This window comes from Tessaracoccus coleopterorum (assembly GCF_011174705.1).
Taxonomy (GTDB): domain Bacteria; phylum Actinomycetota; class Actinomycetes; order Propionibacteriales; family Propionibacteriaceae; genus Arachnia; species Arachnia coleopterorum.
On the sequence record NZ_JAANIJ010000001.1, the window covers coordinates 2,326,749 to 2,347,063 of the forward strand.

A 20,315-nucleotide genomic window follows, 5' to 3' on the forward strand; every position below is an offset into this window, starting at 1 on the left:
AGTAGCGGGTCTTCCCGTAGCCGTAGACGGCCCAGGCGCTCCCCCGATCACGAGCGCGGCCGCGAGCACGACGGCGAGGATCCCGGGCCAGCGGCGCTTGGGATCCTGGGGCGCGTAACGGGCGGCCTCATCCGGGTCCTGCCCCAGGCCTGCGGCCGTGTCGTGGGTGGGGTACTGGGGCTGATCGTCGCTGTCGCCGCGTTCCATGGAGAGCTGCCCGGTCCGGGGATCTCGACCTCTGTCGCCGAGCCGACCAGCAGCCCCGGCGCAGCGTCGAGTTCGTCGTCCTGGTCGGCGACCTCGCCGATCACCACGGTGATGTTGTCGTGCCCGCCATTGTCGTACGCCGTGCCGGCGAGCCTCGCAGCGGCCTCGTCGAGGTCATCGATGGCGAGCAGGCCTGCCATCACCTCGTCGTCGACGAGCCCGCTGAGGCCGTCGGAGCAGAACATGATCCGGTCGCCGAGCCGTGCCTCGAGGAGTTCGTAGTCGGGGTCGAACAGATCCTGTCCGTTGAGCACCTTGAGGATCAGGGAGCGGTGCGGGTGCACGGCGGCCTGTGCCGGTGTGATCTTGCCCTCGTCGATCAGTGACTGCACCCAGGAGTGATCGTGGGTGAGCTGCCTCAGCTCGCCGTCGCGGAGCAGGTAGCCGCGGGAGTCGCCGATGTGTGCGAGCCCGAACTGTTCGCCGTTGAACATGGCGCCGCAGAAGGTGGTGCCCATGCCGTCGAGTTGAAGGTCCTCCTCGATGAGGGCGCTGAGCTTGGCGTTGGAACGCGCCATGATGCCCGCGATGCGCTCGAGCATCTCCTCGCCGTCCGTGGCCCGTGCGTCGGAGCGGGCGGCCTCGGTGGAGGCCACCGCGGACGCCAGGTCACCCGCAGCTGCGCCACCCATGCCATCGGTGACGAGCAGCATGGTGGGGGAGGCGTAGCCGGCGTCCTGGTTGTTCTTGCGGACGCGGCCGACCTCCGAATGGGCGGTGAAGCGGAGACTGAACACTCAGATCTCCAGCCGCATCAGGGTCTTGCCGATGCGCACCACGTCGCCGACCGTGACCTTGACCGGTTCGGTGGCCAGCTTTCCGTTGACGTAGGTGCCGTTGGTCGACTGCAGGTCGGAGAGGAGCCACGTGGTCGGGTCCTGCTGCACCAGTTGCGCGTGCCGCGCCGAGGCGTAGTCGTCGTCGAGCAGCAGCGTCGAGTCGGCGGCCCTGCCGAGGTTGATGACGGGCTCCACCGGCGCGGACATGCCCTGTTGGGGTCCCGAGGTGATCGCGAACCGGGTGGGGAGCTTGCTGCGGGATCTGCCGCGGCCACGATCGGCCGGGATCGTCGAGAGCGAGGAGGCGGGTACTCTGCGCCCGAACAGGTCGGTCCGGACGACGTTCGCGACGAGCAGGATGAACAGCCACAACAGGGCAAGGAACACGATCTTGATCGTGGCGACGATGAGGTCCGACACTCAGGACTCCGTCGGCGTGTAGACCAGCATCCTGGTGTTGCCCACCTCGATGCGTGCGCCCTCCCCGATGCGGGTCTTGGTGATGCGGCTGCCGTTGACGTGGACCCCGTTGGTCGAGCCGAGGTCTTCGATGGTGATGACGGGGTGGGACGGATCGCCCGAGACGGAGATCATCGCGTGGCGGCGGGAGATGCCCGGGTCGTTCAGGCGGAGGTCGGCCTCCGCCCCCTGCCGATCAGCAGGCCGGGGGCAGCGAGCGGGTGACGCACGCCGTTGACTTCGAGGACGATCTGGCCGCGGGGGCCTGGCGGCCGGCCCCTTCCGTCGCGACGGCCTGGCTCGCGACGGTGAACTGACCCGTCGGGAGGCTCGCATCGAGGGCGTATTCGATGGAGATGGGCCCGTTGAACACGTACTGCCGGTCGGCCGCGTGGTCGCGGATGCCGGGCAGGATCTCGGAGTTCAACGTCTTGGAGTAGGGGGCGAGGCGGTCGTAGTCGGCCTGGGAGAGTCCGATCCGGAAGGCGTTGGGCACGAGGCGCCTCTCACGGCTCAGCAGCTTGGCCTCGGCATCAAGCTCCCGCTGGATGCCCGCGACGATCTCGACGGGGTGCACGTAGCCTTTGAAGGCGCGCGCGAAGACCTTGCCGACGGCGGATTCGATGCGTTTCTCGGCCTTGTCGAAGACTCCCATGTGCCTCCCTTCCTCGTGCTGGACGGACGTCATCCGGCCACAAGCTTACCCGCCGCCGCGGAAACGGTGCGCCCTGGCAGGCTAGCGCACCGGGTGTGAGGGGGCTCAGGCCCCCTGGCGGTCCGCCAGGGCATCGTCTCGACGGCGGTGGCGAAGCTTGCGAGGATCTCCCGGGCTCCCTCGAGGGCCGACAGTGACTCCTCGGCCAACTGGGCCTCGACCACCTCGGCCCGGGCACGGACCTGGGGTGAGGTGCGCAGGGCCTCCATGAGCTCGTCGCGCACCATGTTCCACAGCCAGTCGCGCTGCTGGGCCAGGCGGCGGGTGGCGAGCGTTCCCGCCTCCTCGAGCTCCGCCCGGTGCTCGGTGACGGTGTCCCACACCTCGTCGAGGCCCTCACCTGTGTAGGAGGAGCAGGTGAGGACGGGGCGCGGCGCTTCTCGTTGTCGCTCGTGATCAGCTTCATGGCGATCGTGAGCTCGCGGGCCGCGACACGTGCCGCCTGCTCGTTGTCGCCGTCGGCCTTGGTGATGGTGATGACGTCGGCGAGCTCGAGGATGCCGCGCTTGATGCCCTGCAGCTGATCGCCGGTACGGGCGACCTGGAGCATCAGGAAGGTGTCGACCATGCCGGCGACGGCGACCTCGGACTGACCGACGCCCACCGTCTCGACGAGGATGACGTCGTAGCCCGCGGCCTCGAGGACGAGCATCGACTCGCGGGTGGCGCGGGCCACCCTCCGAGGTGACCGCCCGACGGCGAGGGCGGATGAAGGCGTCCTCACGCTGGGCGAGCTCTCCCATCCGGGTGCGGTCGCCCAGGATGGAACCGCCGGTCTTCGATGAGGACGGGTCGACGGCGAGGACGGCGACGCGGTGGTGCCGCTCGTCGATCAGCTTCATGCCCATCGCGTTGACGAACGTCGACTTGCCCGCGCCCGGGACGCCGGAGATGCCGACCCGGAAGGCGTTGCCGGTGCGGGGTGCGATGCGCTGCAGCAACTGGTGGGCAAGCGCGCGGTGCTCGGGTCGGGTCGACTCGACCAGCGTGATGGCGCGGGCGATTGCCGCCCGGGTGCCGTTGGCGATGCCGTCCGAAAGTTCCTCAACATTGACCCGTCGCATGCCCACGACCTTACCGTCAGCGGCTTTCGGACCGGCCGCCACCCCTGACGTGTTGCCCACCCGTGGGCCGGACGGCCTCCCGTCGACGTCCGGCGTCGGTGGTGGGCCCTGGCCTGGTCCCTGCGGTGGGATTCACGCCCGAGGGCCAGCACCAACAGTTCACCGACCTCGCAGCCCAGCGTGTCGCAGATGGCCCGCAGGGTGGAGTAGCGGATCGCGCGTGCCCGGTCGTTCTTCAGCACGGACAGGTTCACCACGCTGACCCCGACCCGCGCGCTCAGCTCGGTCAGGGTCATGTTCCGGTCGACGAGCAGTTCGTCGAGGCGGCAGTGGATGCCCGCGTCGTCGTCACGCTCCGCGGGGCTCACACCAGGCCCTCCGAGTCCTTCTGCAGGCGCTGCCCCACCTCGAAGGCCGAGGCGACCAGCGCCAGCGCGATGCCCAGCCGACGGGCCCCAGGTCGGCCTCGAACAGGAAGCTCCAGAACGTGTCGGGTGTCCCGAGTTGCTCGACGACCTGCGTGCGGGCGATCGCGCCCACGAGAGGCCCGATCAGGCCGGCCACGACAAGGGCGAATGCGGCGAAGCCGAGGACGGGGGCCATCGAGCGACGGAAGGTCCGCTGCCGGATCAGGGACAGCCCGAGCCACCACAGGGTCATGCAGACGGTGATCGTGGCGAGCGCGGGCAGCGCGGCCTCGGCGAGGAGCAGCCAGCGGGTTCCCGCCCGAGCGAGTCGAGTGACACCACGGACCGCGTGTACTCCGCCGACGCCACGCCCGCGACGCCCTCGAGGGAACTCATCTGCGCATCCCGCAGCGGCAGCGGGACAGGGACGGGGAGCCGAAGATCTCGCCGCCGGCCCGGATCGCGCCGACCAGCGCCGTGACGGCGATGCTCACCGCGCCGGTTGCGATCAGCCCGAGGAACACCGCCTCGAGTGTCGACGTGTGACCGGTTCGCTTCATCATGATGACCTCCATAACGATTGTCGATGTATCGAATATCGTTAACATAACGATCCTCGATATGAGAGTCAACTGTTTCCGGACGACATCTCCCGGCTCGCCGCGGAGCCGGTGGGACCACCCGCGGCTGGAGCCCGGGGCCGGCCGATCGTGGGCGACCCCGCTCAGCGTTCCGCGGACGCACTGCTAGCCTCACCGGAGACCAGCCGACCGAGGAAGAAGACAAGTGACTGAGCAGCTGCTGAACGAGACCGTCGACGCGATCGAGCCCCCTCATCCGAGGCGACGGAGCGAGCCCGGGCCCGGCAGGCGATCCTGACCAAGCCCGCCGGCAGCCTCGGCCTTCTCGAGAGCATCGGCGTCCAGCTCGCCGGCATCGCGGGGGTCTGCCCGCCCCGGTGCCCCAGCCGGCGACGGTGGGTGTCTTCGCGGGCGATCACGGCGTGTGTGCGCAGGGGTCACCCCGTGGCCCAGGAGGTGACCGTCTCCATGCTGCAGAACATGGCCGCCGGAGGCGCGGCCATCAACGTGCTGAGCGCGCAGGCTGGTGCCTCCGTGATGATCACGGATGTCGGCGTGGCATCCGACTACCCCGCATCCGACGGCGTCCGCGACCGCAACGTGGCCCGCGGCACCCGCGACATGTCGGCAGGCCCCGCGATGACCCGCGATGAGGCCGTCCGGGCGCTTGCCGTCGGCATCGCGACGGCAGACGAGGCGGTCGCCGGGGCGCGCGGGTGCTGCTCACCGGCGAGATGGGCATCGGCAACACCACCGCCTCCAGCGCCCTGATCTCAGTGTTCACGGGGGCCGACGTCGCCACCGTCACCGGTAGGGGCACCGGCATCGATGACGAGTCGCTCCGACACAAGATCTCCGTCATCGAGGCCGCCATCGCGCGGAACGCCCTGATCCCGCCGATCCTGTCGCCGCTCTGGCCGCGGTCGGCGGCCTCGAGCAGGCGGCGCTGGCGGGCTTCATCCTGGGGGCCGCACGGCACCGGGTACCTGTCATCCTCGACGGCGTGATCGCGTGTGCGGCCGCCTGCGTCTCCGTGGCGCTCGCCCGGATGCCCGGGCTACCTGATCGCGGGGCACGCCGGGGCTGAGCCGGGCATCACGGAGGCGCTGCGGCACCTGGGCTGAACGCGTTGGTCGATCTCGGGCTGCGGCTCGGTGAGGGCACCGGCGCCGTCCTCGCGCTGCCGATGGTGCAGGCATCGGCCCGGATCCTCTCCGAGATGGCGACCTTCGAGGACGCCGGGATCGACGCCGGGTAACCCGTCCGCTCCGGGCACGTCCGGCTGCGGCGGTGGCCGCCCCGGGCCGGACACGTCGGCGGTGGATCGGGGGGATCCGCACCGCGCGCCCGAACGGGGCTAGCGTTGGCCACATGTCTGAATCCGAGAAGCCAGAGGAACGCCTCGATCCCAAGGAGGCGATGCGCCAGGCACTTGAGCGCAAGAAGCAGCAGGAGCACTTCTCCTCGTCGCACGGTGTGGACGCCGAGCGGGGAGACGTGCACGCCCACGGCAAGGTCGGCGGGAAGCGCGAGTTCCGCCGCAAGTCGGGGTAGGCCACAACCACCAAGGGGTCGTCCGGGAGGGCGGCCCCTTTTCCATGCCCGGATGTCAGCTGTCCGACGACACGCAGGGCGTCGGCAGAAGGGCAGGGGCCCCGATGCGTCGGCAGAAGGGCAGGGCCCCGATGCGTCGGCAGAAGGGCAGGGCCCCGACGCGATCGCGTCGGGGCCCCTGCCTGTCCGGCCTGAGCTCAGCCCTCGAGCTGGGCGATCAGCTTGGTCAGCAGATCGACGGCGGCCTCGGGATGATCGTGCCGGGCGGGTAGATCGCGTCGGCACCGGACTCGCGGAGCTCCTCGAAGTCCTGGCTCGGGATGACGCCACCGACCACGATCATCAGATCGTTGCGCCCGAGCTTGTCCAGCTCCTCACGCAGCGCGGGCACCAGGGTGAGGTGACCGGCCGCGAGCGAGGAGACGCCGACCACGTGGACGTCGGACTCGACGGCCTGGCGGGCGACCTCCTCCGGGTCTGGAACAGCGGGCCGACATCGACATCCATGCCGAGGTCGGCGTAGGCGGTCGCGATGACCTTCTGTCCGCGGTCGTGACCGTCCTGGCCCATCTTCGCGATCAGGATGCGGGGACGACGCCCCTCCCTGGTCTCGAAGTCCTCGACCAGCTTGCGTGCCTTCTCGATCGTCTCGGACGAACCCGACTCCTTGTTGTACACACCGGAGATGGTACGGATGTTCGCCGTGTACCGCCCGTAGACCTGCTCGAGCGCGTCCGAGATCTCGCCGACGGAGGCCTTGGCGCGCGCAGCGTCGATGGCCACCTTCAGGAGGTTACGGTCGGGATCGGTCGGGTCGGGGTTCGCGGCGGCCCACGAGACGCGCTCCAGCATCTGCTGGGTGACGGCCTCGTCGCGCTCGGCGCGGAGCCTCTCGAGCTTGGCGATCTGCGCGGCGCGGACCGACAAGTTGTCGACCTTCAGCACGTCGAGTTCGTCCTCGTTGTCGAGGCGGTACTTGTTGACGCCGATCACGGGCTGGCGGCCCGAGTCGATGCGGGCCTGGGTGCGGGCTGCCGCCTCCTCGATGCGCATCTTCGGGATGCCTGCCTCGATGGCCTTCGCCATGCCGCCGGCGTGCTCGACCTCCTGGATCCGCTCCCACGCCTTGCGGGCGAGCTGATCCGTGAGGCGCTCCACGTAGGCGGAGCCTGCCCACGGGTCGACCGTGCGGGTGGTGCCCGACTCCTGCTGCAGGAACAGCTGGGTGTTGCGGGCGATGCGGGCGGAGAAGTCGGTCGGCAGCGCGATGGCCTCGTCGAGGGCGTTGGTGTGGAGCGACTGGGTGTGGCCCTGCGTCGCTCCCATCGCCTCGACGGCGGTGCGGATCACGTTGTTGTAGACGTCCTGCGCGGTCAGGGACCAGCCGGAGGTCTGCGAGTGTGTGCGCAGCGACATCGACTTCGGGTTCTTCGGCCCGAACTGCCGCACGAGACGCGCCCAGAGAAGGCGCGCGGCCCTCATCTTGGCGACCTCCATGTAGAAGTTCATGCCGATCGCCCAGAAGAACGACAGACGGGGGCGAACTGGTCGACGTTCAGGCCGACCGACTCGCCTGCGCGGATGTACTCGACACCGTCGGCCAGCGTGTAGGCCATCTCGATGTCGGCCGTCGCGCCCGCCTCCTGCATGTGGTAGCCGGAGATCGAGATCGAGTTGAACCGGGCATGTTCGCCGAGGTGTAGGCGAAGATGTCGGCGATGATCTTCATCGACGGCTGCGGCGGGTAGATGTAGGTGTTGCGGACCATGAACTCCTTCAGAATGTCATTCTGAATCGTTCCGGCGAGCTGCCCGGGAGCCACGCCCTGCTCCTCGGCCGCCACCACGTAGAGCGCCAGCACAGGCAGGACGGCGCCGTTCATCGTCATCGACACCGACATCTGGTCGAGCGGGATGCCGTCGAACAGCTGACGCATGTCGAGGATCGAGTCGACCGCCACGCCGGCCATGCCGACGTCACCGGAGACGCGGGGTGATCCGAGTCGTAGCCGCGGTGCGTGGCCAGGTCGAACGCGATCGACAGACCCTTCTGGCCGGCCGCGAGGTTGCGGCGGTAGAAGGCGTTGGACTCCTCGGCGGTGGAGAAGCCGGCGTACTGACGCACGGTCCACGGCTGGTTGACGTACATGGTGGCGTAGGGCCACGCAGGAACGGCGGGATGCCGGGGCGGTGTTCAGGAAATCCAGGCCCTTGAGGTCGGCGTCGCCGTACAGCGGCGGAACCAGAATGTGCTCAGGGGTCTGCCAGCCGGCGCTGTGTCCGGCGGTGGAGTTGATCGCCTCAAACTCGGCCGCCGCGTCGGCGGGGACGGATGCCCCGCCGAGCTCGACGTCTGTGAAACGGGGGATGGTCATGTCAGGCTCCCAACTTGTTCAGGGTGTTGGTCAGCAGCTCGACGACGTTCATGCCATCGAAGACGTTTCCGTCCACCGCTTCAGCACCGCCCTCGCCGAGCTCCTTGATCTGGCCCGCGACCAGCACCTGCAGCGCCCCGGCCTCACGCAGCGCCTTGGCGACCGCGACGCCCTGTTCGGCGTAGACCTTTGCGCTGGAGACGAGCACGACGACCTTCGCGTCGTTGTCCTTCAGCTGCCGGACGTAGTCCTCAGGGACGATCCCTCGGCCAGGACGGTGGCGATGCCACCCACCTGGAGGAGGTTCGACGTGAAGCCCTCGCGGCCACCGAAGTCGCGGCGGGCGCCGAGTGCCGCGAGCAGCACCTTCGGCTCGTTGCCGGCGGCGCGGGCCGCGTCGGAGCGGTCGCGGAGATCCTCGAACACCTGCGAGTCGCGCACGACCTTCAGGCCGGCCAGGGCCGGGCCTCCGGGCGTGCCTTCCGCTCCAGCGGGGACTCGGCGTAGTTCGGGAACATCGAGACGCCGGTGATCGGGATCTTGCGGGTTGCGAGCTGCGTGGAGCGTGCCGCGTTCAGCTCATCGAGCTGAGCCGCGACGGTGCCGTCGGCGAGCGCGGCCGCGAAGCCCTTGCCGTCGAGCTCCTGGAAGACCGCCCAGGCCTTCTCGGACAGCTGACGGGTCAGCGACTCGACGAACCAGGAGCCGCCGGCGGGATCGTTGACCCGGCCGATGTTGGACTCCTCGGCCAGCACGATCTGCGTGTTCCGGGCGACCCGGCGTGACAGGTCGCCCGGCAGGCCGGCGATGGTGTCGAACGGGATGACCGTCTGGATCTCTGCGCCACCGGCGGCGGCGGCGAAGGTGGAGATCGTGCCGCGCAGGATGTTGACGTACGCGTCGTCTCGGGTCGCCTCACGCAGAGAGGTGACGGCGTGCTGGATGGCTCCGCGGGCGTTCTCGGTGACACCGAGGACCTCGCCGACGCGTGACCAGAGACCGCGCAGTGCGCGGAGCCTGGCGATCGTGGCGAACTGGTCGGTGGTGGCCGACACGCGGAAGATCAGCGAACCGAAGGCCTCGTCGACGCTCGAGCCTGCCTCGACCAGCGCGCGGACGTACTCGACGCCTGCAGCGATGGCATAGGCCAACTCGTGGACATCGCCTGCGCCTGCGCTGTTGTAGATGGTCGCGTCGACCACCAGTGGGCGCACCTTCGCGAACGGGGCCGCAAGGTCGCGGGCGGTGGCGACGACCGAAAGGTCGGCGGGGTGCCCGCGAGGGCGGCCGCACCGATCGGGTCGACGCCGAGGTTGCCGCTGACGGCGTCATCGGCGAACGTCGAGGCCGCGAGGATCTCGGTGAGGCGGGTGGCCGCGGCCAGTTGCTCGGTGCGGCTGGTCAGGTAGACCGGAGCCAGGTCGAGCAGCACGCCCTCGAGGGCGGCGGCCAGGTCGTCCACCTTGACGGCATCCGGATCGACCCGCACGAACACGGCGGTGTTGCCGCGCTCGAGCTCGGTCAGGATGTCGCGCCTGGTCTCGGAAATGTCGGGGTTCTCCTGCAGCTGGGCGACCTCCCAGGCATCCATGTCGCCGTTGCGGACGGTGGTGCCTCGGACGAAGGGGGCGACGCCGGGGTAACCCAGCTCCTCCACGCCGTCCTCGATCGTGTACAGGGGCTTGATCGACAGGCCGTCGACCGTGGTGCTCGTCAGGCGCTTGTAGGCCTGATCGATGTCCAGTTCCTTGCCCTCAGGCCGCTTCCGGTTGAGGACCTTCAGTACCTCCTTCTCCCAGTCTTCCCGGGAGGGAGTGGTGAAGTCAGCGGCCAGGCTGATGTCGGCCGCACTGGTGTGATCGCTCATCGCTCTCCGTCTTTCTAGGGGTTTAGACCCGTGGTCAACCCTAACCCAGGGGCGCCCACGGTGAGGGGTGGGCGGAATAGGTCGGACCAGTGGGTCGTGGTAAGCGGTGCGGTCACCGCCCCGGTCGGTCCGGACGGGCGGCCGGTCGCCGCGCAGGGAGGCGACCATGTCGAGGACCCTACGCGTGGCGCGCACATCGTGGGCACGGAAGACGGTGGCACCCTGCCAGGCGGCGACGGCGGTGGCCGCGAGAGTGCCCTCGAGCCGGTCGTCGGTGGGCAGGTCGAGGGTCTCCCCGACGAAGTCCTTGCGGCTGATGGCCTGCAGTACCGGGTAGCCGAGCCCGACGATGCGGTCTGTCTGTGCCACGAGGGCGAGCGAGTTGAGCGTGGTCTTCCCGAAGTCGAGGGTCGGGTCGACGAGGATCCGGTCGCGGGTGAGCCCGGCCGCCTCAGCGCGCGCCGCACCCGTGCGCAGCACGCGCAGCACGTCCTCGACGACGGCGTCGCCGGGGCCGTAGTCGATCCCGACGGGATCGGTGCGGGGCGGGAGGCCGCCGGTGTGGGACACGACGTAGCCGATCCCCTCGCGTGCGGCCACCCCCACGAGGTCGGGGTCGGCCCCTGCCAGGTGTCGTTGATCAGGTCGACGAATCCCGCGCAGGCATCGGCGACCTCGGCGCGCCACGTGTCGAGCGAGGTGAGCAGGCCGGGGCGGCCTCCCGCAGCGCCACGAGCACGGGGCGGACGCGGTCGATCTCGGTTGCCTCATCGACCCAGTCGCCCTCCTGGCCGGCGCGTACCCCGCCGATGTCGACGATGTCGACGCCCTCGGCGAGCATTGCGGTGGCCCGGGCCACCGCGCTGCCGACGTCCCCGTGCCGGGCGGGTGCATAGAACGAGTCCGGCGTCCGGTTGACGATCCCCATCACGGCCGGGCGGGCGGCGTCGAAGCGCTGGCCACGGAGGATGAGGGGTGCGGGTGTCGGCTGGGTCACGGGTCGAGTCTGCCAGGGAAGGCGGGCGCCGGGGCCGGATCCACCGGTGGCCCGCACCCCCTTGACATGCAAGCGTGGGCTTGCCTATCGTCGAGTGGTGGCCGACATCTACCGGGCGCTGGACGATGGGACGCGAAGGCTCATCCTCGATTCCCTCGCTGCACGTGACGGGCAGAGCCTCTTCGAGATCTGCACGACGCTGGTCATGCGCCATGACGTGTCCCTCACCCGGCAGGCGGTCTCCCAGCACCTCGCGGTGCTCGAGGAGGCGGGTCTGGTCCGTTCGGAGAGGCGCGGCCGGTGCAAGTTCCACCACTTCGACCCGGCGCCACTGGCCGAGATCACGGCACGGTGGCCGGTACAGGAAAGGAAACACCCATGAAGATCTCGATGATGAGTGTCTTCGTCGACGACCAGCACGCGGCCCGTGCGTTCTACACCGACATTCTCGGGTTCCGGATCCGCCACGACATCCCGCTCGGCGACGACTTCTGGCTGACCGTTGTCTCGCCCAGGAGCCCGGCGGCCCCGAACTGCTGCTCGAGCCCTCCGGCCATCCCGCAGTCAAGCCGTACCGGGATGCGTTGATGGAAGACGGTATCCCGCTCGCGCAGTTCGCCGTCGACGACATCGCCGGAGAGTACGACCGGCTGCGCGCGCTGGGAGTCCGGTTCACCCAGCCGCCCACCGACATCGGCACCGCCACCGTCGCCGTGTTCGACGACACGTGCGGGAACCTGATCCAACTGATCGAGCCGCGCGTCGGCTGACGGGAGCGGTGGGCGTCAGTCGGTGCCGAGGGTCTCGGCCTGCAACGCGATCAGGCGGGCGTTCACGGAGGCGAGCACCTCGGCGGTCTCGCGGTTGAGGTGTTTCATCGCCTTGCGGCGCGCCTTGCCGCGGTTGGAGTCCCAGGCGAGCGTGCCCCGCATCTGCAACGCCTTGGCCTGACGCCGCCATCCTTCGGGCTCGGCGGCGCCGGGGAAGGTCTCGCTGACGGCCGTGGCCGCCGCCTCGATGGCCGCGACCTTCGCCTCGAAGTGCAGCCTCGGGTTGTCGGAGTTGGTTGCGGACCTGAGTTTGTCGATGGCCGTGTCGATGCCCTGGCCGATCTGGGGTTCTCGCGCAGCGCGCTCAACAGGGCGAGGCTTGTGGCGATCACGCCGGTCGCGGTCTTGATGATGACGCTGATCTTGCTCATGAGGCCAAGTCTAGGCGGGGGCCCGTCGATCCGGATGGGGTGTATCCCGGGCTCGACCCTGGTGCCCTATGATCGGGACGGGATTAGTTGCGAGGAGGCACAAATGTCCAAGGTGGTTGGGATCGACTCGTCGACGCAGTCGTGCAAGGTGCTCGTGGTCGACGCCGCGAGCGGCCGCATCGAGGCGATCGGCCGCGCGTCACACCCCGACGGCACCGAGGTGGCGCCCGACGCCTGGTGGGCTGCGCTGGTCGAGGCGCTCGCCCAGGTTGACCTGTCCGACGTCGTGGCCGGCGCGGTCGCGGGGCAGCAGCACGGCATGGTCTGCCTCGACGTGGACGGTGGGGTGATCCGCGACGCCCTGCTCTGGAACGATACGCGCTCTGCCGCGGCCGCGGCCGATCTGATCGCCGAGTTCGGCGACGGCGATGCCGAGGCCGGTGCCCGCTGGTGGGCGGACGCCGTCGGCTCGGTGCCCGTGGCCTCCTATACAGTCACCAAGCTCCGTTGGCTCGCCGACCACGAGCCCCACAACGCCGCCCGCATCGCGGCCGTCGCGCTGCCGCACGACTGGCTCACCTGGAAGCTGCTCGGCACGGGCGCCTCGATGACCTCGTGACGGACCGCTCCGATGCCTCCGGAACCGGCTATTTCGATCCGGTCACCAACTCCTACCGCCGCGACATCCTGGCCGCCGCACTGCGGATCGACGCGGTGGCCGCCGAGCGCATCGTGCTGCCGCGCGTGGCCGCACCGGGCGAGGTGGTGGGCCGCGGCACCCTTGCCGGGGTCCCGATCGACCTCGGCCCGGGATGGGCGACAACGCCGGTTCGGCTCTGGGCATGGGCCTTGCCGCCGGCGACATGGTCGTCTCGATCGGCACCTCGGGAGTGGTGTGCGGGGTCTCCGATGTCCCCTCCCGCGACGCGTCCGGCCTGGTGTCGGGCTTCGCCGACGCGACGGGCCGTTTCCTTCCGCTCGCCTGCACCCTGAACGGGGCGCGGGTCCTCGACGCCACCGCCCGCACGCTCGGTGTCGACCATGACGCCCTCAGCGCACTCGCGCTCGGTGCCGCCCCGGCGCGGAGGGTCTCGTGCTGGTGCCGTTTCTGGAGGGGAGCGCACCCCGAACCTGCCGGACGCGACCGGCAGTCTGCACGGTCTGACGCTGGCCTCGATGACCCGGCCAACCTGGCACGCGCCGCGGTCGAGGGGTGGTGTGCTCGCTGGTCGACGCGCTCGCCTGCCTCACCGACACGGGCGCGACCGTCTCCAGGGTCCTGCTGACGGGTGGCGCAGCCGCCTCCCCGCGGTGCAGACCTGTGCGGCCGGCCTCTTCCCGGCGCCGGTCGCGATGCCCGCGGCGGGGAGTATGTGGCCCTCGGTGCCGCCAGGCAGGCCGCCTGGGTACACGCGGGGACCGCGGAGCCCCCGTCTGGGAGGTGGCGGTGACGCCGCTGCCCGAGGGGGCGACGACGCGTCGGTCGTCGCGCGCTACCGCTCGGTGCGCCCCTGGGCGTGATGCGACGGCAGGTGGCCGCCCGGCTCAGGCCGGGTCGGTCGCCCGGTGTTCGACCGCGATGGGCTCACCGTCGACGGGCACGACGAAGGTGCCCCAGCGCTCGGCCTTCCAACCCTCGGCCGTGCTGCCGTTGAGCACAATCCACTGGGTGTTCTCGAGCGGCTGGGCGTTCTCCATGCCGACCGACGGGTCCTGCGTGATGGCCCACACGCGCAGCGCGGCGCCATGGCTGACGAGTGCGACGTTGTCGTGCCCGCCCTCCTCGACCTTCGCCACCGCGGCGTTGAACCGGGTCAGGAACTCACGCGCGGTCTCACCGCCCTCGAGCCCGACGTCGAGGTTGTCGGGCGCCCACGAGGTGAGCACCTCGAGGTACCTGCGCCAGTCGGTGTTCATCTCCTCCACACCGGCCGAGATCTCGTGGATGCCCTCCAGCACCACGGCCTCCAGCCCGCGCGCGGCGGCGAGCGGGGCCGCCGTCTGCTGGGCCCTCGTCAGGGTTGACGCGTAGAGGGCGTCGATCTGCTCGTGCTCCAGCGCGGCCACGAGGGCCTCGGCCTGGCTGAGGCCGAGCTCGTTGAGCGGCAGGCCAGGGTGGGCGGTGTCGAGCTGACGGTTGACGTTTGCCTCGGTCTGTCCGTGGCGGATGAGAAGCAGGCGCATGGCGACCACCCTACCCGGACGCTCAGGGGAGCCTGTGGAAGGTCCCCGGAGCCCGACGGAGGTGAGGATCGGTTCGGTCTGCCCACCCGAGTGCGTGATGGTGGCGCCGTCGTCGTGCACCGTGAGCTGGGTCCGGTGGTGTCGGAGGGCGGCCGCGACCCGCGGTAGGTAGCCCTGCAGGTCGAACCATTCGGTGGCCAGCGCGCGGTCGGGGTGAGGGCCGCGAACGGGAGACCCAACTCGGCCGCGGCGGCCCGCGCCACCTCGAACATCCGGACATGGTCCGGGTGGCCGTAGCCGCCGTCGTCGTCGTAGCTGACGACGAGGTCGGCGCGGGTGTGGCGCAGGAACGCGACGGCGTCGGCCACCTCCTCCCCGAGCTCCGACAGCGTGAACGACCTGGGGCCGGCCTGATCTCCCGGGCCGGCGAGGCCCTCGCGGATCCACCGCATGCCCGAGTCGAGGTACCGGCGCGGCTCCACGGAGGCGCGGGCCGGTGGCATGCCCAGGTAGGCGTGGGCGCCCACCCCCAGTTCTGCGAGCGCGCCCGCGAGCTCGGCCTCGCGGCGCTCCTGCAGCTCGGCGGTTCCCTCGAGCCGGGAGAGCGGGCCGGGGACGACCCCGCCCATTTCGCCGCGGGTGGCCGTCAGGACGGACACGTCCACGCCCTCGTCTACCAGGTGGGCGATCAGCGCTCCGGAGGCGAGCGTCTCGTCGTCGGGGTGCGCGTGCAGGAAGGCCACCCGGCGCCCGGCAGACATGGCCCTGCGGTAGGCGGCGACCGTGTTCTCGGCGACGTGACCCCAGGTCATCGACTCGGCCCGCTCCCGCCCGGTGGCGGCCATCGTGGCGCGGCGGTCGGGGTCATGCAGGAGCGAGCCGATCACCTCGGCCCACTCCCGTGGGTCGTGCGATGGGACGAGCAACCCCGTGTGGGTGTTGCAGATGGCCTCGGTGAGGCCGCCCGCCGCCGCCGCGACCACGGGCACGCCCGACGCAGATGCCTCGAGGGCGACCAGCCCGAACGTCTCGGAGTGCGATGGCACCAGCAGCAGCGAGGCGTGCCGGAGCAGTGCCGCGAACTCCGGCCGGTCCTGGCCCGGTAGGAAGGTGACGGCGTCGCCGACGCCCCGCTCGGTGGCGAGCGTGTGCAGCTCAGCCTCGTAGGAGGCGTTGTCGGGCGAGGCCTGGCCCGCGATCACCAGCCGCGGTCGGTCGGCCTCCGGCAGCAGCGACAGCGCCTCGATCGCGACGTCTGGCGCCTTCAGCGGCTGCAGCCGTCCCGCGAAGAACAGGTATCCCGGGGCGAGACCCTCGGGGCCTCCCTCCGGGGAGGCGGGCCTGAACAGCTCGGTGTCGACGCCAGGGCGCACCACGGCGACGCGCTCGGGATCGGCCTGACAGCGTCCGATGACGACGGCCGCCTCGTAGCGGGAGACGGCGATGATGAGGTCGGACTCGGTGGCGCAGAGCACCTCTCCCTCCAGCCTGGCCGGGCTCTCCGGCGGCTCGCCGTCGCGCAGCGGCGAGTTGGGGTGCGCCGCGACGGAGTGGAACGTCATCACGTGCGGGATGCCCGCCTCGCGGGCCAGCGGCAGTGCGGCGACGCCGGACATCCAATGGTGTGAATGGGCGACATCGAACCCTCGAGCGAGCCGAGGTTGGCCCGGAACTCATCGATGTGGGCGTCGATCTCGCTCTTGGGAGCGGTCGCAGCGGGCCCGCGGTGATGTGGTGGACGATGAGGCCGTCGTCGAGGGTCACGGTGTCGGGCTGCTCCGGGTGGGAGCGCCGGGTGAAGAACTCGACCTGGGTGCCGGTCTGCCTCTGCAGCGCGAGCGCGACGGCCCTGATCAGGACGTTCATCCCGCCGGCGTCCGCGGTGCCCGCCCGCTCGGCGGGGAGGTGTGCAGGGAGATGAAGGCGACGCGCATGCGTTGGAAGCTACCACCGGGAGGTCGACGGCGCGCCCGGGCTGTCACCCGGGCGCGCGCTCAGTCATGAGGTGACGGTGAAGCCACCCCGCGGACGATGATGCCCTTGCGGGTGACCGCATCGCCCCGGCCGCGGCCGTCGGCGTCGAAGGCGATGCCCTCACCCCGGGCGAGACGCTCCGTGGTGGTGCGACGGGTCAGGGCGGACACGTAGAGGACCCTGTCGTTGCCACGCTGTGTGCTGTACCGCGCGGTCGCGATCGCCGGGCGGACGATCAGCGCGTTGTGGCGCAGCTCGCCCCTGCTGGTGCAACGGACGCGGACCGTTCCGCCCGGGAGGGCACCCTGAGTGGCTGGGGGACGAGCGACCCGTCGCTCTCAGTCAGGCCCGGGCGCCGGTCCCGCCGTTCAGGGTGGAACCGAGACCGCGTCCGCCCACGATGCGCCACTGCGCCGTCCCGGCATCTGCGGAGGTGCGCCAGGCGATCGGATGCAGGTACCCCTCGGGCGAGTGCACCTCGAACTCGACCCATTCGCCGTCAGGGACGTGTACGTAGCTTCCGTCAACGAGGTTCCCCTCGCCGGTCCAGGCTCCACCCTCGGGACGGATCACCTCGCAACCCTCGCTGAGGGAGGCGGCCGAGGCGGGGAGGACGGAGAGGCCGTTGTGATCCGCGATCCCGGTGATGGACGCGGCGATCGAGGCCACCCGACGGTTCGCATCGAGGATCTGCATGGTGAGCAGGCCGTGGATGGTCGACTCCGCACCGGAGTTCCGATTCACCCGCCCGTCGGTCTCGACGCCGTCGAACGTGACCCCGCTGGCGGGTTGGTAGGTCGCGATGCCCGCGGTGTTCGCGCCGAAGAACCATCCCGCCGCGATTCCCGCGACTTCGAGCATGCCCGGACCTCCGCCGGCCCCGGCCGCGGCCATGGCCGCGGCCACCCTGCCATGGGCGCCGTACGCGATCTGGGCCTCGGCCGGGACCGGTGCCCATGCGTTCGCCGGCCCGCCGCAGGCCAGGAGCAGTGGGGTGAACGTGCCCGCGTCGGCGATTGCGGCGCGACGCCAGTCGGGGCGCCCACGCAGGGCACCCGCCCGTCCGAGGGCCTCGGGGCGGCCGCACCCCAGGCATGCCAGAAGCCGAGCGAACCCGTCCAGGGCAGCACGGCGCCGAATGGCCATCCTCCGTCACGGGGCGTGGCCATCGCGGCGACCCCCTCTCCGTAGCGGTCCAGCGCCCGCGCGATCCGACGATCGGAGGGTGTGGCCCTCAACGCGGAGGTGAGCCCGAGCATGGCCTCCGCGGTCGCGTCGGCGCCGCCGGTGATGAGCCAGGCGGGCAGTCGTCGGCCGTCGCTGGTCACCCACTTCCCGTAGCGGCCGAGCGACTCCTTCTCCAGTGCGTCGAGGCACAGGTGGAGCCGGGCGAGCAGGAAGGCGGCGAACGCCGCGTCGCTCGAGCGGAAGGCCGCATAGCCTTCGCCGAGCGCCCAGACGGTACGCGCCAGCCAGTACGACTCCGCGGAGTCGGACGGGTCGGGCAGTTCCACGGGGATCGCGCTCGGGTTCAGTTCGCCGTCGCTCTGCTGCCAGAGGACGACACGGCCGGCGTCGGGGCCGCCCGCGTTCTGCAGGTAGGTGAGGGTGCGCAGCAGGCCGCGGGCGTCGTCCCTGGCGCGGGTCTCGCCCGTGGCCCGCCATGCGCGCAGGAACACGACAGCGGCTCGGGCGATGTCGTCGGCGTTGTAGGCGCCCTGGCTCCAATGCCCCGTGGCCTGGTCGAGGGAGCCACCGCCGACCCGACGGAACGACTCCCCTGCGCATCGGCATAGGTCCAGGGGCGAGGCCGGACGGCTCGGTCGAGATGTCGTGGGTCGTGTGGGTGGGCAGCGGGGGCAGCGGCACCTCGTCCAGCAGGAAGCGGAGGTGGGCGAGGTTGGTGAGCGCGGGCGTGCGGCCCTCGTCCCCTGGCGCCGGACGGCCGGTGTCCGCGTTGGCGGTCCGGGTGGTGAGTGCCGCCGCGAGGGGTGCCGCTCCTGCGGCGGTCAGGAAGGTGCGTCGGGTTGTCATGATGGTTGCTCCGATGGTCGGTGAGCCGGGGCGCAACGCGGGGTCGGTGAACTCCGGTGATGCCCCGCGGTGATGAGGCTGCGGGTGGGAGAACGGGCCCGGGAGGGGCGCGGTGAAGGCGATGGGGGTGTCGGCCCGGATGTCAGCCGAGGCCGGAGGCGCGTCCCCAGCCCGTCGCCGGGTCGCAGACGGCGACGGCGAGGGTGGTGTCGGACTGGCCGTAGTAGGCGAACCACGTGTCCCGGAAGAAGACGAGACCTTCCACGAAGGTGACGTTCGACACGAGGCCGTGGGTGTCCTCGTAGGTCTGTGGCGCCAACCACGGCACCTGCATCCGTGCCAGCACCTGCGTCGGGTGGTCGGGATCGATGACGATCTGACCGCAGCGGTAGTCGACGTCGACCGAGCCGTCGGCGTTGAACTGCCGGGTGGCCCGTTGGTCAGCATCAGCAGGAGGCCGTTGTCGGTGAGCACGGGAGAGGTGCCGATCTCGACCAGGTCGGCGTCGAAGGAGCCGGGCGTCGGCTCGTACATGGGCTCGAGGTGGGAGGTCCCCGCTTCCCAGTGGATCAGGTCGTCGCTGGTGGCCCAGTAGATCGCGCCCTCACCGAAGTACATCCACCACTTGCCGTGCATCCGGTGGGGACGATCACGCCGGCCTTCGACCACCCGAACCCGCGGGGGTCGACGGTGGCGAAGGTGTCGAAGTCGGGGAAGAGGGGCCGTGCCTGTTCCAGGTGTGCAGATCGGTCGAGGTGGCCAGGCACAGCTGGGCCGATCGGCGGTCCCAACCGGTGTAGGTCAGGTAGTACGTTCCGTCGATCAAGGCGATCCGTGGATCCTCGCATCCGAACCGCTCGTAGTCCTCCACGGGGAGAAGATGGGCTCGGATTCCCGCTCGAAGTGGTACCCGTCGCGGCTCCGGGCGAGGCCGACGTGGGAGACGATGTCCTCGGCGTGGGCCCGGTAGAGGAGCACCACCTCGTCGCCGTCCACGATGGCGGCCGGGTTGTAGAGGTTCGAGGACTCCCACGTCCCTCCCTGTGGACGCAGGATCGGGTTCCCGGCGAAGGGCTCGAAAGGCCCGAGTGGGAAGCGTGCGTCGGTGAACAATTGTGTGTCGTGCATGGACTATCCCTTGATTGCCGATCCGATGTCGGAAGCCTTGAAGTAGCGCTGGAAGACGATGAAGAGGACCACGACGGGAAGCGCAAGGGCCGTCGCGCCGGCGAGGATGGCCCGTTCGGGTTCGAGGTGGACTGGGCCACGTTTGAGATGTAGTTCGCCAGGGAGACGGCCAGCGGCTGCATGGACGCGTCCTTCGTGATCAGGAAGGGCCACAGGAACTCGTTCCATGGGCCGATGAAGGTCACGAGGATCACGGTCACGAGCGCCGGGCGCACGAGCGGGACCGCGATCGTTGTCAGCAGGCGGAGTTCGCCTGCGCCGTCGATCCGGGCAGCCTCGAAGATCTCCTGTGGGAGTGCCTTGAAGAACTGCGTGAAGATGAACACGGCGGTGGTGTTGATGGCGAACGGGGCGACCATCCCGAGGTAGCTGTCGCCGAGCCCGAAGCCCGCGTGATCTGCACGTAGAGCGGGATCATCAGCAGTTGGAAGGGCACCATCTGGACGAGCAGCATCAGCACCCAGACCACGCCCCGGCCGCGGAAGTCGAGCCGGGCGATGGCGTAGCCGGCGAGCAGCCCGAAGGTCACCGTGCCCGCCAGCACGCCGAGCGTGAAGATCAGCGAGTTGGCAAGAGAGCCGAGCAGGTCGATGCGGGAGTTGATGTTGGCGAAGTTCTGCGTCGTCCAGCCCGAGGTGGGCACGAGGCTCGACGGTGAGTTTGTCGGGTT

At 70.3% G+C, this 20,315-nt stretch carries 20 protein-coding genes and 10 pseudogenes; 9 read left to right on the forward strand and 21 right to left on the reverse strand.

The annotated features are described in order from the left end of the window. Positions 1-47 precede the first annotated feature (47 nt). The 8 genes and pseudogenes from G7085_RS14925 to G7085_RS14960 form a co-directional block, all read right to left on the reverse strand. Positions 48-1,004 carry a PP2C family protein-serine/threonine phosphatase gene (locus G7085_RS14925; RefSeq protein WP_197511584.1) on the reverse strand — a complete coding sequence of 319 codons (957 nt, stop codon included), beginning with the start codon at positions 1,002-1,004 and terminating at the stop codon, positions 48-50. Further along, positions 1,005-1,466, reverse strand: a complete 462-nt coding sequence (locus G7085_RS30635; RefSeq protein WP_197511585.1) for an FHA domain-containing protein FhaB/FipA — start codon at positions 1,464-1,466, stop codon at positions 1,005-1,007. Beyond that, positions 1,467-2,160, reverse strand: a pseudogene (locus tag G7085_RS14935) (FhaA domain-containing protein). Positions 2,161-2,285: 125 nt separating this feature from the next. Continuing rightward, positions 2,286-3,284 (reverse strand): annotated as a pseudogene (meaB, locus tag G7085_RS35165) (methylmalonyl Co-A mutase-associated GTPase MeaB); the annotation flags it as partial. Positions 3,285-3,442: 158 nt separating this feature from the next. Then, a pseudogene (locus tag G7085_RS14945) lies at positions 3,443-3,652 on the reverse strand (helix-turn-helix domain-containing protein); the annotation flags it as partial. Further along, positions 3,633-3,944 carry a hypothetical protein gene (locus G7085_RS14950; RefSeq protein ID WP_197511586.1) on the reverse strand — a complete coding sequence of 104 codons (312 nt, stop codon included), beginning with the start codon at positions 3,942-3,944 and terminating at the stop codon, positions 3,633-3,635. The gene G7085_RS14950 and the pseudogene G7085_RS14945, both read right to left, overlap by 20 nt. Next, a complete protein-coding gene (locus tag G7085_RS14955; protein ID WP_197511587.1) occupies positions 3,941-4,087 on the reverse strand; it encodes a hypothetical protein in 147 nt (48 codons plus the stop codon). Before G7085_RS14955 ends, G7085_RS14950 begins: the two co-directional genes overlap by 4 nt. Beyond that, entirely contained in the window at positions 4,084-4,254 is a 171-nt protein-coding gene (locus G7085_RS14960) for a hypothetical protein (protein ID WP_197511588.1), read from the reverse strand. The genes G7085_RS14955 and G7085_RS14960 overlap by 4 nt, the downstream gene beginning before the upstream one ends. A gap of 312 nt (positions 4,255-4,566) precedes the next feature. Here G7085_RS14960 and cobT point away from each other — a divergent pair. Together cobT and G7085_RS14970 are read left to right on the forward strand one after the other, a co-directional pair. Continuing rightward, positions 4,567-5,530: pseudogene (gene cobT, locus G7085_RS14965) on the forward strand (nicotinate-nucleotide--dimethylbenzimidazole phosphoribosyltransferase). 113 nt (positions 5,531-5,643) lie between these two features. Then, on the forward strand, positions 5,644-5,826 hold the full coding sequence (locus G7085_RS14970; RefSeq protein WP_269451878.1) for a DUF5302 domain-containing protein: 183 nt from the start codon (positions 5,644-5,646) through the stop codon (positions 5,824-5,826). A 197-nt stretch (positions 5,827-6,023) separates the two neighbouring features. On the opposite strand, the pseudogene scpA reads toward G7085_RS14970, so the two are convergent. The 4 genes and pseudogenes from scpA to G7085_RS30675 form a co-directional block, all read right to left on the reverse strand. Further along, positions 6,024-8,200, reverse strand: a pseudogene (gene scpA, locus G7085_RS30660) (methylmalonyl-CoA mutase). Between the two features lies 1 nt (position 8,201). Further along, positions 8,202-10,067, reverse strand: a pseudogene (gene mutA / locus G7085_RS32875) (methylmalonyl-CoA mutase small subunit). A 258-nt stretch (positions 10,068-10,325) separates the two neighbouring features. Then, positions 10,326-10,754, reverse strand: a pseudogene (locus G7085_RS32880) (dihydropteroate synthase); the annotation flags it as partial. Then, positions 10,708-11,121 (reverse strand): dihydropteroate synthase, encoded by a 414-nt coding sequence (locus G7085_RS30675; RefSeq protein WP_331715705.1) that lies wholly within the window; start codon positions 11,119-11,121, stop codon positions 10,708-10,710. The gene G7085_RS30675 and the pseudogene G7085_RS32880, both read right to left, overlap by 47 nt. Positions 11,122-11,161: 40 nt before the next feature. Here G7085_RS30675 and G7085_RS30680 point away from each other — a divergent pair, with 40 nt between their 5' ends. Genes G7085_RS30680 through G7085_RS30690 form a run of 3 tightly spaced genes read left to right on the forward strand, consistent with a single transcriptional unit; the run spans position 11,162 to position 11,834 of the window. Beyond that, the gene (locus G7085_RS30680; RefSeq protein ID WP_197511590.1) at positions 11,162-11,446 is read left to right on the forward strand and encodes an ArsR/SmtB family transcription factor; all 285 of its coding nucleotides are present in this window, start codon (positions 11,162-11,164) and stop codon (positions 11,444-11,446) included. After that, positions 11,443-11,652 carry a VOC family protein gene (locus tag G7085_RS30685; RefSeq protein WP_269451880.1) on the forward strand — a complete coding sequence of 70 codons (210 nt, stop codon included), beginning with the start codon at positions 11,443-11,445 and terminating at the stop codon, positions 11,650-11,652. The genes G7085_RS30680 and G7085_RS30685 overlap by 4 nt, the downstream gene beginning before the upstream one ends. Beyond that, on the forward strand, positions 11,652-11,834 hold the full coding sequence (locus G7085_RS30690; RefSeq protein ID WP_269451881.1) for a VOC family protein: 183 nt from the start codon (positions 11,652-11,654) through the stop codon (positions 11,832-11,834). Before G7085_RS30685 ends, G7085_RS30690 begins: the two co-directional genes overlap by 1 nt. Before the next feature lie 15 nt (positions 11,835-11,849). Here G7085_RS30690 and G7085_RS15000 read toward each other — a convergent pair whose 3' ends face one another. Next, the gene (locus G7085_RS15000; protein WP_197511591.1) at positions 11,850-11,996 is read right to left on the reverse strand and encodes a hypothetical protein; all 147 of its coding nucleotides are present in this window, start codon (positions 11,994-11,996) and stop codon (positions 11,850-11,852) included. Positions 11,997-12,368: 372 nt separating this feature from the next. On the opposite strand from G7085_RS15000, the gene G7085_RS26685 reads away from it, so the two are divergent. Both G7085_RS26685 and G7085_RS26690 read left to right on the forward strand, forming a co-directional pair. Next, the gene (locus G7085_RS26685; protein WP_231979567.1) at positions 12,369-12,884 is read left to right on the forward strand and encodes an FGGY family carbohydrate kinase; all 516 of its coding nucleotides are present in this window, start codon (positions 12,369-12,371) and stop codon (positions 12,882-12,884) included. Positions 12,885-13,077: 193 nt separating this feature from the next. Next, a complete protein-coding gene (locus tag G7085_RS26690; protein WP_231979568.1) occupies positions 13,078-13,551 on the forward strand; it encodes a hypothetical protein in 474 nt (157 codons plus the stop codon). A gap of 259 nt (positions 13,552-13,810) precedes the next feature. On the opposite strand, the gene G7085_RS15010 is transcribed toward G7085_RS26690, so the two are convergent. Both G7085_RS15010 and G7085_RS15015 read right to left on the reverse strand, forming a co-directional pair. Further along, positions 13,811-14,449 carry a histidine phosphatase family protein gene (locus G7085_RS15010; RefSeq protein WP_231979569.1) on the reverse strand — a complete coding sequence of 213 codons (639 nt, stop codon included), beginning with the start codon at positions 14,447-14,449 and terminating at the stop codon, positions 13,811-13,813. Between the two features lie 260 nt (positions 14,450-14,709). After that, positions 14,710-16,089 (reverse strand): annotated as a pseudogene (locus tag G7085_RS15015) (glycosyltransferase); the annotation flags it as partial. A 41-nt stretch (positions 16,090-16,130) separates the two neighbouring features. On the opposite strand from G7085_RS15015, the gene G7085_RS15020 reads away from it, so the two are divergent. Further along, positions 16,131-16,370 carry a hypothetical protein gene (locus tag G7085_RS15020; RefSeq protein WP_197511593.1) on the forward strand — a complete coding sequence of 80 codons (240 nt, stop codon included), beginning with the start codon at positions 16,131-16,133 and terminating at the stop codon, positions 16,368-16,370. 73 nt (positions 16,371-16,443) lie between these two features. Here the strand turns inward: G7085_RS15020 and G7085_RS15025 are convergent, their stop codons facing one another. From G7085_RS15025 to G7085_RS30695, 4 genes are all read right to left on the reverse strand, one after another. Beyond that, entirely contained in the window at positions 16,444-16,593 is a 150-nt protein-coding gene (locus G7085_RS15025) for a hypothetical protein (protein ID WP_197511594.1), read from the reverse strand. Between the two features lie 172 nt (positions 16,594-16,765). Then, complete coding sequence (locus G7085_RS15030) at positions 16,766-17,167, reverse strand: hypothetical protein (RefSeq protein ID WP_197513094.1); 402 nt, start codon at positions 17,165-17,167, stop codon at positions 16,766-16,768. Next, positions 17,164-18,102 carry a hypothetical protein gene (locus G7085_RS15035; RefSeq protein WP_197513095.1) on the reverse strand — a complete coding sequence of 313 codons (939 nt, stop codon included), beginning with the start codon at positions 18,100-18,102 and terminating at the stop codon, positions 17,164-17,166. Before G7085_RS15035 ends, G7085_RS15030 begins: the two co-directional genes overlap by 4 nt. Before the next feature lie 497 nt (positions 18,103-18,599). Then, positions 18,600-18,803: a hypothetical protein gene (locus G7085_RS30695; protein ID WP_331715706.1), complete on the reverse strand. Its 204-nt coding sequence runs from the start codon at positions 18,801-18,803 to the stop codon at positions 18,600-18,602. 9 nt (positions 18,804-18,812) lie between these two features. On the opposite strand from G7085_RS30695, the gene G7085_RS30700 reads away from it, so the two are divergent. Continuing rightward, a complete protein-coding gene (locus tag G7085_RS30700; RefSeq protein WP_197513096.1) occupies positions 18,813-19,052 on the forward strand; it encodes a hypothetical protein in 240 nt (79 codons plus the stop codon). Between the two features lie 54 nt (positions 19,053-19,106). On the opposite strand, the pseudogene G7085_RS35170 reads toward G7085_RS30700, so the two are convergent. Next, a pseudogene (locus tag G7085_RS35170) lies at positions 19,107-19,585 on the reverse strand (glycoside hydrolase family 130 protein). A gap of 239 nt (positions 19,586-19,824) precedes the next feature. Next, positions 19,825-20,004, reverse strand: a pseudogene (locus tag G7085_RS26700) (ABC transporter permease subunit); the annotation flags it as partial. Positions 20,005-20,315: the final 311 nt, after the last annotated feature.

Excerpts from the sequence above, each read along its gene's own strand:
- G7085_RS26685 (WP_231979567.1), top strand. The coding sequence starts at position 12,369 with ATGTCCAAGGTGGTTGGGATCGACTCGTCGACGCAGTCGTGCAAGGTG.
- G7085_RS14960 (WP_197511588.1), bottom strand. The coding sequence starts at position 4,254 with ATGATGAAGCGAACCGGTCACACGTCGACACTCGAGGCGGTGTTCCTC.
- G7085_RS14955 (WP_197511587.1), bottom strand. The coding sequence starts at position 4,087 with ATGAGTTCCCTCGAGGGCGTCGCGGGCGTGGCGTCGGCGGAGTACACG.
- G7085_RS15000 (WP_197511591.1), bottom strand. The coding sequence starts at position 11,996 with ATGCGGGGCACGCTCGCCTGGGACTCCAACCGCGGCAAGGCGCGCCGC.
- G7085_RS14970 (WP_269451878.1), top strand. The coding sequence starts at position 5,644 with ATGTCTGAATCCGAGAAGCCAGAGGAACGCCTCGATCCCAAGGAGGCG.
- G7085_RS30690 (WP_269451881.1), top strand. The coding sequence starts at position 11,652 with ATGGAAGACGGTATCCCGCTCGCGCAGTTCGCCGTCGACGACATCGCC.
- G7085_RS26690 (WP_231979568.1), top strand. The coding sequence starts at position 13,078 with ATGGGCGACAACGCCGGTTCGGCTCTGGGCATGGGCCTTGCCGCCGGC.
- G7085_RS30685 (WP_269451880.1), top strand. The coding sequence starts at position 11,443 with ATGAAGATCTCGATGATGAGTGTCTTCGTCGACGACCAGCACGCGGCC.
- G7085_RS14950 (WP_197511586.1), bottom strand. The coding sequence starts at position 3,944 with ATGACCCTGTGGTGGCTCGGGCTGTCCCTGATCCGGCAGCGGACCTTC.
- G7085_RS15010 (WP_231979569.1), bottom strand. The coding sequence starts at position 14,449 with ATGCGCCTGCTTCTCATCCGCCACGGACAGACCGAGGCAAACGTCAAC.